This is a genomic window from Streptomyces sp. AK02-01A (genome assembly GCF_033795305.1).
Lineage (GTDB): Bacteria > Actinomycetota > Actinomycetes > Streptomycetales > Streptomycetaceae > Streptomyces.
The window spans coordinates 23350-35271 of record NZ_JARBAE010000004.1; the positions used below are offsets into that span (position 1 = coordinate 23350).

General features: G+C 67.3%; 9 protein-coding genes. 5 read left to right on the forward strand and 4 right to left on the reverse strand.

What is annotated here, in order from left to right; all coding sequences use genetic code 11:
• Positions 1–17: 17 nt before the first annotated feature.
• Together PV679_RS06295 and PV679_RS06300 are read left to right on the forward strand one after the other, a co-directional pair.
• Positions 18–1973 carry a hypothetical protein gene (locus PV679_RS06295; protein WP_319679042.1) on the forward strand — a complete coding sequence of 652 codons (1956 nt, stop codon included), beginning with the start codon at positions 18–20 and terminating at the stop codon, positions 1971–1973.
• Between the two features lie 25 nt (positions 1974–1998).
• Positions 1999–3075, forward strand: a complete 1077-nt coding sequence (locus tag PV679_RS06300; protein WP_319679043.1) for a hypothetical protein — start codon at positions 1999–2001, stop codon at positions 3073–3075.
• Between the two features lie 875 nt (positions 3076–3950).
• Here PV679_RS06300 and PV679_RS06305 read toward each other — a convergent pair.
• From PV679_RS06305 to PV679_RS06320, 3 genes are all read right to left on the reverse strand, one after another.
• The gene (locus tag PV679_RS06305; RefSeq protein ID WP_319679044.1) at positions 3951–4112 is read right to left on the reverse strand and encodes a hypothetical protein; all 162 of its coding nucleotides are present in this window, start codon (positions 4110–4112) and stop codon (positions 3951–3953) included.
• Positions 4113–4481: 369 nt separating this feature from the next.
• Entirely contained in the window at positions 4482–5417 is a 936-nt protein-coding gene (locus PV679_RS06315) for an aldo/keto reductase (RefSeq protein WP_319679045.1), read from the reverse strand.
• Positions 5418–5637: 220 nt separating this feature from the next.
• Entirely contained in the window at positions 5638–6663 is a 1026-nt protein-coding gene (locus tag PV679_RS06320; RefSeq protein WP_319679046.1) for a YafY family protein, read from the reverse strand.
• Between the two features lie 107 nt (positions 6664–6770).
• Between PV679_RS06320 and PV679_RS06325 the strand changes: the two genes are divergently transcribed.
• Positions 6771–7511 carry an NIPSNAP family protein gene (locus PV679_RS06325; RefSeq protein WP_319679047.1) on the forward strand — a complete coding sequence of 247 codons (741 nt, stop codon included), beginning with the start codon at positions 6771–6773 and terminating at the stop codon, positions 7509–7511.
• A 197-nt stretch (positions 7512–7708) separates the two neighbouring features.
• Entirely contained in the window at positions 7709–8620 is a 912-nt protein-coding gene (locus PV679_RS06330) for a DUF6801 domain-containing protein (RefSeq protein ID WP_319679048.1), read from the forward strand.
• A 104-nt stretch (positions 8621–8724) separates the two neighbouring features.
• Here the strand turns inward: PV679_RS06330 and PV679_RS06335 are convergent, their stop codons facing one another.
• The gene (locus tag PV679_RS06335; RefSeq protein ID WP_319679049.1) at positions 8725–10932 is read right to left on the reverse strand and encodes an NACHT domain-containing protein; all 2208 of its coding nucleotides are present in this window, start codon (positions 10930–10932) and stop codon (positions 8725–8727) included.
• A gap of 192 nt (positions 10933–11124) precedes the next feature.
• Here PV679_RS06335 and PV679_RS06340 point away from each other — a divergent pair, with 192 nt between their 5' ends.
• A complete protein-coding gene (locus PV679_RS06340) occupies positions 11125–11670 on the forward strand; it encodes a hypothetical protein (protein WP_319679050.1) in 546 nt (181 codons plus the stop codon).
• Positions 11671–11922: the final 252 nt, after the last annotated feature.

Sequence of the window (11922 nt, forward strand, 5' to 3'; positions counted from 1 at the left end):
ACTCGGCTGGCCCCTCCGTGACCGGCAGCCAGGAGCAGGTGCACACCGGCACTGGCCACATCTTCAACTTCGACCGCGAAAACCCCGCGAGCCTGCTGGCAGATCTCAAGGGCAAGAGCCCCCGCGTCGTTGCCGCGGACCAACTGGCCTGGCTGCACCAGAGATTCGTCCACCCGCCCGGTTTCAGTGACGCACGCCACGCTCTCAAGCGCAAGGGCACCGTGCTGCTCGACGGAAAGCCGGGCAGCGGCCGGAACGCCGCCGCGCGCATCCTCTTGTACGAACGGCGAGACGACGCCGGAACGTTCCACGAAGTGGAAACGCGCGAGGAAGGACGTCCCCGTCTCGATCCCGAAATCGTAGGGGCGGGCGATCAGTTACTGCTGAACTTGTCGGGCGCGGACGAACGCCTCTGGAGCGAGGTCCACGACGAGCTCGCCACGTTCCGGAGCACGGTGGTGGAACGTCAGGCCCATCTGGTGGTGACACTCCCCTACCAGCGAGCGACGAGACTCCACACTGATCTCATCGACTTTCAAGTCGAGATCGGGCGCGGACCGGGCATGGATGTACTGCAGAGCTATCTGCGGAAGTCCGGGATCCCCGTCTCCGAGACCTTGCAGCCGGTCCAGGCGCTGTCCGAGCATCTGGACAACCTGCCGCCGATGCGGGAGATCGCCGAACTCGCCGCTCTGATCGAGACCGCACGCCGAAGAGCGCGGGAGCAGGGGAGCTTCTCCGACTGGTGTGAGGATGCACTGAACGCGGTGCGAGATCGAGCCGGTCAAGTCGCCGCACTCCTTACCGAGCTCCCCTCGGGTCGGCAAAGAGCCCTGCTCCTGACGACGGCCATGCTGTCCGGAGCACATGCCGATGACCTTCACCACGCCACTGACCAACTACTGCGCACCGTGAGCTATCCCAAGGACGAGACCCCTCTCCTGGAGCGTGCGGACCTCGCCGAACGATTTGCCCAAATCAAGGCAGAAGCCGATGCCGACGGCATGGTTCGCTTCACCGGGCTCGGCTACGACGCCGCCGTGCGTGCCCACTTCTGGAACCACGTACCCGACCTCCGTGTCCGTTTGTGCGACTGGGTCGGCCACGCCGTTGAATCCGGAAGGCTTGCCCAAAGAGGCCGCGACCTGCTGATCGAGCGGTTCGCCGAGCAATGGCTGCGTACCGGCCCCCCGCAAGCGCTGGTGGCACTGGTGGAACGCTGGACCGCGACAACACGATGGGAGCCAAGACTCCGTGCCGCGGCTCAGGTGCTCGAATACGGTCTCAAGGACGAACGGCACGGCGCCTTCTTCCGTTCCGCGATCTATAACTGGTCCGGCAGGGAAGGGCTGACGGACGAACTCACCCAAGTACTTGTGGGAGTCTGCGCCGAAGTGCTGGCGTTGTCTCATCCTGACCGGGCCATGGTCCGCTTGCACCATCTGGCCAGACGGCAGCGCGAAAAGACGACCGCATTCGAAGCCCTGCTCGTTCTCGTCCGACGCGATCACTGGATTCGTCGCCGTATGCTTCACAGGCTCGAACGCGGCCTCACCTCCGCGCAGTGGCAGGTTGACGCCCGGCTGTTCCTGGAGCTCAGTGATCCGGCGCTTCTCATCAACCCTGGCCCCCGTCGTGCACAGCCGCTCCTCCCTGATGGGGCCGTCCGCGGCGAGCTGGCCGCTGGGTGGGCCGGAGTATTCCGCCTGCTCCCACAGCACGAATGGAGCAGCCCGCTGATCCGCTGGCTGTTCGCCGCCTGCGAGGACGACCAGTACAGCGACGTATTTCTCGATGTTCTGGTCGCCGGCGCCGCACACCGCGCAGACATTCTCGGCGCCGTGTATATGACGGCACGTGACTGGGCCGCGGTCGGGGCCGACTCCCGGGAAGGCCGAGCCGAGGTTACGGCCCGGCTTCTGCACAAGATCAGTGCCGCCCAGCGCAGCCGAGCCGCCGCGCCCTCGCTGTGACATCGCATCAGGGAGACAGTGCCCCATGAGTTCAAGTCGCACCATCATGACGGTCTTCATGACCGTCATCGCCGGACTCGTCCTTGCCATCGTCGCCCTGGGCGCCGGCTGGCCGCAGTGGACCTGGCCGTTGATCGGTGTCCTTCTTCTGCTTGTACCGGTAGTGGAGGTCAAGGCAGCCGCCCGCCGAAGGCCGGGCGAGGTCCCGCCCCAACTGGTGCCATATCTGCCCGCCACGCCGGTGGAAAGCCGTGAGTTGCGCCTCATCGATGTCGCTCTGCCGAGCGAGGCGGACGACTACGACTTCCTCTTCTCGGCCACGGTGCGCTGGTGCCCGGCCGATGGGCAGGCCGACACTCCCTTGGTCAATCCGGGCGGCCTGGCGGCCGAGGCCGTCCTCGAAAGAGCTCGCCGTATCACCGAGAAACGCTCACCGGGCAGAAGCTCGCTCGTCCAGCACGAGCTCAACGGTGAGCTGAGCACTCTGGAACTGGATGTCTCGGAACGGGTACTGGCCATGGCCGAGGCGACGACACTCGCTCTCGCCCCGCGCGACCAGGAACGCCTCGACAAGCTCGCTGCGGTCCGCAAGGACGAACAGTTGTGGGAACACGAACGACGCTGGGAGCAGAGCAAGCGCGCATATCTCGGCGAAGATGTACTGAAGGATGCCGGCAGCACCGTGGTCTGGTGGCTTGCCCGGAACGACGACCACGTCGAACGCACCGTCAACGACCTGGGCCTTCTCGCTCAACTCTCATCAGCCGCGAACAACGAGGACATCCCCGAACAGTTCCGTCACCTCGTACCGTTCCCAGCCCCCGAACCGGACCTGTTCCAGGAGAACCTCGACGTCGCTGCGGAGGCGGACTCACCGGAACAAGAACCGTCTGCCGCTGACCACTTCGACGCCTTCTTACGATCGGCGGGCATGACGGACGACGATCCACGGCGGCCCTTGTTCGTCCGGCAGGTGGCCGAGCATGCCAAGTGGCACGAGATGGGTGACATCGGGGAAGAGCTGCTTGAGCGGTTCGATGCCCCCTACGTCCAAGATCCGGACGATACGGCAGTCCCGCCGGATCCGGATCCGAGCCCGTGATGGCGGTTACCGTGCTTCGCCACTGAGGCCCAGTTTCCAGACCTAGTAGAACCCGACGTCCGACCCGAGGATGTCCTTCAGGCTGTGGAACCGTTCTGCGGGTGGACCGGCGTCCACGGATCACCGTCATCCGGCAACGGCCCCCATACGGGCGCGGCCCGGTGAAACCCGGGCACGACGGAGGCCATCAACGGGCCGACGCCTTGGGTGAGGGCTTCAGCCAGAGCGTCCAGGAATTCGCCAAAGGATCCGTACCCCGGGGAGGCGAACGGTTCCGGCGGCTCCCGCCGGCCATGTGGAAGGTGGCGAGGCGACCTTCGGCATCGGCGGCCAGACCGCCCCTCTCGTTCCATCGACTGCGCGATGGCTGTCAGGCCACGTTGGAAACGCCTGCCACGGCCTCCGCGGTTCGGGAAGCGCCCGTTTTCTGTGCCACCGACATCGTCGACTTCGTCCATGGGATGCGGTGCGGGTCGGACCGTTGCCGCATCCCATGGACGCCTGGTCAGTCGAAGAGTCCTTCGACGACCTCTTCGGCGACCTCGCCGCCGATCTCTTCGGCCGTCTCTTCCACAATCTCCTCGATGAGTTCCCCGAAGATGTCGTCCATGTGTTGAATCCTTCTCGTCGGCGTGGCTGACCCGTGGCACGCGTGAGGTGGCTGCGGGTCGTGGGCATCCGTTCAACGTGCCGTTCGTGGAAGCGAGTTCCCAGAAAATCCTCCTTGTTGGGCGGCGGATCCGGTCCGCCGGATCGGCACGCCGGCTGACCTTCGTGACCTGGCCGGGGATGGTGCGGCGTCCCGTTCGGGTTCGCGCTCAGGTGGTGCGGCTGGTATGGACCTTGAGCTGAGAAGCCGTATCCCAACGGGAACCTCACTGGATCAGTGACGCCAAAGCAGTGGCACAGACGGCGGCCAGGGTGAGGGTTCCGCTGAAGGCGATGGCGGCGCGGTTCAAGGCCGTGAAGTAAGAAGCATGGTCGCGGCGGGCGAGGTAGCCGGCTCCGGCCCCGGCGAGGGTGGCGACCGCGATCACTAACGGTGACAAAAGCGGTCAATACAACCGGCTCCAGCGCAGCTCGCAGAACCAGGTAATCCCTGGTCGGAGAGACTCACGTGGCGGCCGACCTTGACGAAGGCGATCCGCCGCTCGGATATGAGACGGCGGACGAGGCGTTCGCCGGTGCCGAGAACTCGGCGGTCTCGGCGACGTTGAGGAGGAGGTCAGGCATAGGCCGCCACCTCCCCGGTCGGCGAAGAGGGGGAGGTGGCGGTCAGGGGCTGACACAGGCCCTTCGGAGTTCGCCGCCATGTCCCGCACGACCGGTAAGGCTTGCTCGCCGCACCACTTCCGCACCACGCGCAGCGGCACGAAGCGGGATCTGGTGGTGCCGGGCAGCCGGATTCAGGGAACGAGGTGGCCCGCGGCGCGGAACAGTTCGTACCACTCGGCCCGGGTGAGTGGAAGTTCGGAGCCCTGGGCGGCGCCCGCGACGCGCTCCGGGCTGGTGGTGCCCAGCACGACCTGCATCTGGGCGGGGTGGCGGGTGATCCAGGCAGTCGCGATCGCGATGGCGGGGACGTCGTACTGGCCGGCAAGACGGTCAATAACGGCGTTGAGCTCGGGGTAGTCCGGCGAGCCGAGGAAGACACCGGTGAAGAAACCGGCCTGGAAGGGAGACCACGCCTGGATGGTGATGTCGTTCAGACGGCAGTAGTCGACGATCCCTCCGCCATCGATGGTGACCGACTGCTGCTCCGCGAGCATGTTCGCAGAGACCCCTTGAGTGATGATCGGCCCGTGGGTGATCGAGAGCTGAAGCTGGTTGGCCACGATGGGCTGACGCACGTACTTGCGCAGCAGGTCGATCTGGCGTGGGGTCTGGTTCGAGACACCGAAGGCGCGCACCTTCCCCGAGGATTCGAGCTCGTCGAAGGCGCGGGCGACCTCTTCGGGCTCGACAAGCGCGTCGGGGCGGTGCAGCAGCAGGATGTCGATGCGGTCGGTCCGCAGGGCCGCGAGCGAGCCCTCGACCGACTTGACGATGTGCTCGTAAGAGAAGTCGTAGTACGGCCCGTCCGTCACGATTCCCGCTTTGGTCTGGATCGTGATCTCGTCGCGCTGCGACGGGCTCAGCGCCATCGCGTCGGCGAAGCGGCGTTCACAATCGTGCAGCTCGCCTCCGTACACGTCGGCGTGGTCAACGAAGTCGATGCCCGCGTCGCGCGCGGTGCGGACGAGTTCGCGGACGTCCTCGTCTGTCTTGTCGGCGATTCGCATCAAGCCGAGCACGACGTTCGGGGCGAGGATGTCGGTGCCGGGCATGGTAAAGGTCTTCACGACGGCTTTCCTTTCAAATTTTCAGGACCGCACAGTACAAACGGCTCCACTCTGTACTTTAGGCGGCGGTGGGTCCTTCGGCGGCCGGCAGCGAGTCCCGGATGCTCGCGGGACGGGACGCACCGGGGACCGGGATCACGACAGGTGGGAGGGCCAGGCCCGGTCGGCATGCCTCTCGCAAGAGACCACCTGTTGTCCTGACCGATTCAGGCATCGTGCGTCACGTCGGCGCCACGTCGCCCGGATACCCCTGCCTCGGTCCCTCCGGACAGATGTATCCATAGGTCCGGGCGAGTGCGCACACTGTGTCAGCCATGACCTGACGCAGTTCTTCCGGCGCGACGACCTCGACATCGACACCGAGCCGTAGCAGCTCGCCACACGCGTGCTCGGTGCTCTCGGTCGGAATGACGGCCTCGCTCCAGCCGTCATCGCCGACCGCGCTCGCGGTGGCTTCGAATGCCGTTACCACCTCAGAAGGGACGTTGGCGGCCAGCCGCTCGCGCCCCCTCGGCGACAGCCGGATGGTGGCAGTGCCCGTATAACGACGCGCTCGGAAGCCGTCCAGATAGGACGACCAGTACTCACTCAGGACGAAGTCCTCCGGCCGTTCGAAGCGCTCGTCGCTCACAACCGCGTCGAGGATCTGGGTGATCCGGTAGGTGGCGGTCCGGCCCTTGGCCGCTGCCACGAGGTACCAGGTACCGGACTTGAGCACCAGGCCGTAGGGATACAGCCGGCGGTCCACCTCTTGCGGTTCGCGCCAACGGCGGTAGCGCACGTCCACCGCCCGCCGGCAGAACACCGCGTCCACGAGCAGGGGCAGATACGGGGTCGCCTCGGCTTCCCGGTACCAACCAGGAGCATCCAAGTGGAACACCGCGTCGGTCCGCGTCGCCTCTTCGCGCATGCCTGCGGGCAGAGCAGCCAGCAACTTCAGCCGCGTCGAGGCCACTTCCTCAGCGAGCCCCAGATCGGCGGCGGGCGTGGGCAGCCCGGCGAGGAACAGCACCCTGGCCTCGCGCTCGCTCAACCCGGTGAGGCGGGTGCGGTAACCATCGAGCAGCTGATAGCCGCCGGTGCGGCCCTGCTCGGCGTAGACCGGGACCCCGGTGGCCTGTAGCCGATCCAGGTCGCGGTAGGCCGTACGTACGGAGACCCCCAGCTCATCGGCCAGCCGTCGTGCCGACATACGGCCACGGGTCTGGAGCAACAGCAGCATCAACAGCAACCGGTCGGCAGACATACGAGGATTCTGCTCCGAAACACTGACAGGTTCTGGCACACCTGGGCTCTACCGTCGGCCCAGGTCGGTCCACCCGGCTCGAAGTACGAGAAAGAACGGATTCCGCTGTGCCCAGAACCGACCCCGCCGGCCAACCCGCCGTGATCGAGCTGCGCCAATACACCCTGCGCCCCGGCCGACGGGACGAGCTCATCGATTTGTTCGACCGGGAGTTCATCGAAACGCAGGAAGAGACCGGGATGATCGTCCTCGGCCAGTTCCGCGACCTCGACGATCCCGACCGTTTCGTCTGGCTGCGCGGCTTCAAGGACATGGAGGCCCGGCGGGAGGCCCTGTCAGCCTTCTACGGCGGACCGGTCTGGGCCGCGCACGGCCCCCAGGCCAACGCCACCATGGTCGATTCCGACAATGTCCTGCTGCTGCGGCCCGAGCCGGCTTGGCGCGGCTTCACGGTGACCCCGTCCGAACGGCGGCAGGCAGGCGCCGCGGCACCGGACCGGTTCGTGGCCGCCGCGCTGTGGCACTTCCCTCCGGGCACCCACGACGGCATCGAACTGATCCAGGACGGCCTCGTCCCGCTGCTGCGGCAGGCAGGGCCCGCACCATTCGCGGTACTCACCACGGAGCCGGCAGCCAACACATTTCCCAGGCTCCCGGTCCGCACCGGAGAGAACATCGTCGCGGTCTTCACCTCGTACCCGGACGAGAACGCTCACCGCCGCCACCTCGCCGACGCGATGGCCCATCCCCTCGTACGGAACGAGATCCTTCCGGAGATCGAGCGAGCGCAGACCGCAGGCCCCCAGGTCCTGCGGCTGGCGCCCACGGTCCGCTCGCTCACCCGTTGAAGGAAGGAGGCGGAACCGGCGCTCCTGAGTCCGCCTTCGCCACTCTGCCCCTTGGGCGGGGCCGGCCGTGTCCACCGATCGAATGCAGCGGACATGGCAGACCCGGAACCGTCAGCGACCAACTGTGTGTCGTTCTGGGAAACCCCATAATCGGGTATCGACGCAAAACGCAGCGAACCCACTCACGGAGGTGGCAGATGACTGCCAAGCGCACGATGGTAAGGCCCGGGGTGAGGATCGCCCTTGGGGTTGTCACGGCATTAGGGGCTGCCGTCGGAGTCGTGGCAGGTCCTGGAGTGGGAACCGCGGCCGCACAGCCGGTTTCGCTCACGCTGAAGTACACATGCGATGTCCCGGTGATCGACGACCCGCGGATTACGGCGCGGATCAACGTGAATCTCCCGGCGTCGGTCAAGGTCGGCCAAGCCGGCAAGAAGATCGCCGTCGGTGCGGGGACGACGGTGGACGCGGACCTCACACCATGGCTCGGCCGGTTCGGTGTGAAGACCGTTGAGGGCACGGTGGACGCAAAGATCAGCGTGGCCGCGCCGCAGGCCGACAGCCAGGTCAGGGTGGTGCCCCTCAACATCGCCAGGACCAGCGTCCCGGCATCCGGTTCCTTTGACATCGCGGCGACCGGCGCCGCGCTCGCTCCCGCTTTCACCCGGCCGGGCACCGCGCGGATCACCGTCGGCGACATCGTCCTGAACGTCGTGGCGAAGAAAGCGGACGGCGACACTCTGGACAAGCTCCGCGTGCCATGCACCCTGGACACCGGCCAGGACAACTTTGTGGGGTCGTTCGAGATCACGGGGACGGCGACCGGCTCGGGCACGAACGGCGGGGGCACGAACGGCGGCTCGGGCACGAACGGCGGGAGCACGAACGGCGCGGGCACGACGCCTCCAGGCTCCGCGCCTACGGCAACCTCCGCCGCCGAGGGGGCATCCGCGCGAGGCGCTACCAACGGTACGGGAGGTGTCATCGCAGCCACCGGCCTGGACACCGGGGATCTGATTCTGCCGGCTATGGGCACTCTTGCCGCGGGCATCCTCGCCTTCTGCCTCGGCTCGGGGCTGAGGAACCACCGCCGCGCCGCCGACGGCTGAAGCGACGGCGACCACACGGCGACCACGAGCCCTCACGCCGAGGAACACGCGCCTCTCGACTGCGCGAAGTCGCCGGTTCCGGCCCCCTGCGAGGCAGGACAAGTTCAGGTTCGTGTTATTTGCGCAGAAGTGGGACGGTTCAGCGGGTCGTCGTGGATGTCGCTGCGGATGAGGAAGTCCTGGAGCTCGCGGTGGCGGAACTGGTAGGCGATCCCGGCGGTGCGCGTCAGACCCGCGTCGCAGCACCAGTCGAGGAAACGGCCGAGGCGCCAGGGCAGCGGTTGGCTGGACCACCAGCGGCGGGTACAGAGCAGGAAGGCCATGTAGCGGACACCTGCGGCGCCGAGGGCTGGGCCGGCGCCGGTCCTGAACAGGGGTCCGAACGCACGCCAGGGCCTGAACAGCGAGTCGAGCGCGCCCCGGTAACCGCATCTGAACAGGCGGTTGTAGAGGAGTGCGAGCGCACGCCCGCCGCCGAGACCGAACAGAAGCATGTAAATGAGCACTGCCCCGAGCGCGAGTACGGGGCCCAGGGCGAACCAATAGAACGGGACGAACCCGAGCCCGACCACGAGGCCCGTCGCGAACCCGGTCACAAGGTCGTCCCGCACCATGCCGCGCGGCGACGCGTTTCCGTGCGACATGCGAACTTCGTGTGCGTCCGAGAGCACGCCCGCCAGCCCGACTCCGACCATCGCTCCACCGGCGAGCCCAACCACCAATCCGTATACGAGCCCGATCGCCGGCCCGACGACATCCCCCATGTCGACCGCGACTACGAGCACTCCCCAGAAGAGCCCGCCCACAAGCCCGTTCACGAGCTGGTGTCTTTCAGCAGGGGTTCTGACAGTTACTCGTCGCAGCCGAGACGGTACGGGCCAGGGTGGGATTCCTATGAGAAGGCCGGCCACCACCATGAGTGTCACGTTCGTCGCGTACACGTGCCAGGCGTCGAGCAGTGCGGCAGGGAGGTCAACGGTGGCCCACACCGCGACAGTCAGTAGGACGTGGACGGTGCGGGCGCGGCGGTGGCCGGTGAGCGGCCACAGTTCATGGAGTACGAGGTCGGTGCCTGACAGTTGCCGTCCGGCCACTACGCGGGCGCTGGTCGTGTTGGTGTGCAGGTAGCGGGCGAGGACTGTCAGCCAGATGCGTACCTGCGGCTGGGTGTAGGGCGCTGTCGTGCCGCCTGCCGAGGAAGCGGCGAGGACGAACAGATTCAGCAGGTGGTCTCGGATCTGCTCGGGAGTCCGCAGGGTGCGCTCAAGGAGATCCACCGGATCACGGACCCAGCGACCGTCGAGGTGACGTTCCTCGTAGACGGCCAGGGCTACGGTCAGCCGCCAGGGTGTGGACAGGCCCAGAGCGAGCGGACTGGCCGGGGCGGCGCGGAGTGCGTCCAGGACGGGTGCCCAGCGCGCCAGGTTGCGGGTGCGGGCGGCGACAAACGTCTCGGTCGCGGCCAGGCTGACGGGGGTGATGTCGATACGAGAGGCGTCCTCTGCCCACTTATCCACACCTTCGAGAGCGGCGTAGGGGGCGCTGCGGCAGGTGAGGACGAGCTGGCCCTTGGTGGTGCCATGGACGTAGCTGTTCATGACCTCCACAGCGGCTGCGGCGCGGGAGTCGAGCCCGGGAGTCTCACTGGCGTCCATTTCGTCGAGCCCGTCGAGCACAGGGAGGATCAGTCGGGCCCTGACAAGCGCGGCGGCGGCGGCGGGGCGTAGCCGGTAGGTACGGATGAGATGGTCGGCGAGCCAGTCGTCGAGCTTGTTCCGGTTGGGGTCGAAGGTGGATAACGACAGGCGTACGGGAACGGGGTCGCGCGGCGCTCGGTCGGTGAGGAGCAGCAGCATGAGGTGGAGAGCGAGTACGGTTTTGCCGGCTCCGGGGGCGCCGGTGATGACGAGGCGGCCGGGCCGGAGAGCGCGGTAGTAGGTGGCGATATCTTCCAACGTGCCGTGGGACGCCGCGCCTGTGGCGTGGTGGGCGGGGGAGGGCAGGAAGGCGAACGTGACGTTGATGGTGCGGTCGCTGCCGCCGAGGAGTCTCTGACGGGCTTCCTCCTCGCGTTTCCTGATGACGTCGGCGAGGCGGTCGGCGAGTCCGGCGGTGTCGGTGTCCTGCCATGCCTGGGAGAGCGTCGCCTGGTGCAGGCCCGCTATCGCCAGCAGCAGGCTGACCAGCCCGACCACCAACCCGCCTGGGTCCACCTCCCCGGTTCCCGCCCGAACAGCCATGGTGACCGCCACCCCCACGGCCACCACCGTCAGCGCCAGCCATCCCCACCGCATGTGACGTGCCGTCCCCATGTGCCCATCCTCACCAATGGGTTCGTTGTTTTCCAGGGAAACAACCCATGCGGCCCAGCCGTTCTTGCTGACGGCCACGGCGGAGCGACGGGTCCGCGATGACATCCCGGACTGTTTCCCGGCCACCGAGCACGGCCCGGCGGTGGTGGACGTGAAGCCGCGGCGGTGGCAGTCGATACCGACCGTTCTGCCGTGACCGGAGTGCGCGGCGCCGTCGGTTCGTTCGACGTCGAGCCGAGCGACGGCGCCCAGGACATCGACTCCGAGAACGACTACGTGGTCCTCCAGATCGGCGCGGAGAACACCGCGGACTTCTCCGTGACCGGTGACGCCATCTCCGGCGTGGCGGGCGAGACGGCCACGGCCGAGCTCACGTTCAAGAACAACGGCCCGGCCTGGCTCGGCAACCTCGGCTCCGGCGACCCGGTCGCCGAGGTCCGGCTGATCGTGCCCGAGGGCACCTCGGTCACCGGCGTGCCGTCCGGCTGCAGCCCGCACACCCTCGGCGGCGGCTACTACCCGAAGCAGACGGGCGCCCCGCGCTACGACTGCGACCTGCGGTACTGGGTGCTGGAGGACACCCAGCGCACGTTCGCGTTCTCCGTGCGCGTCGACACCGTGGTGCCCGGAGCGACCGGTGCCGTGAGCATTCACCCCGCGTTCGGCGAGTTCGGCGAGTACCCCTTCGGCTTCGACCCGGACCTCACGAACAACACGGCGGTCCTGACCGTCAACTGACCGGCCCGTGGGTTCGGAGCACGCCGTCCGGGCGGCTGCCGGCGCCGTCCGCCCGCAGGGCTCACCACCGGAGCACCGCTGATTCCCAAGCTCAGAGCGCGAGTTCGAATCGCGTCAGCAGCTCCACGACAGACAACCCCCGGGTCATTGACCCGGGGGTTGTCTGTCGTCCAGCCGCTGGAGGCTCGCGCCACAAAGCGCGTCGCCACCTCGGCCCCATGGCATCCGCGAGGGCGCCGGCCTCTTCGACGG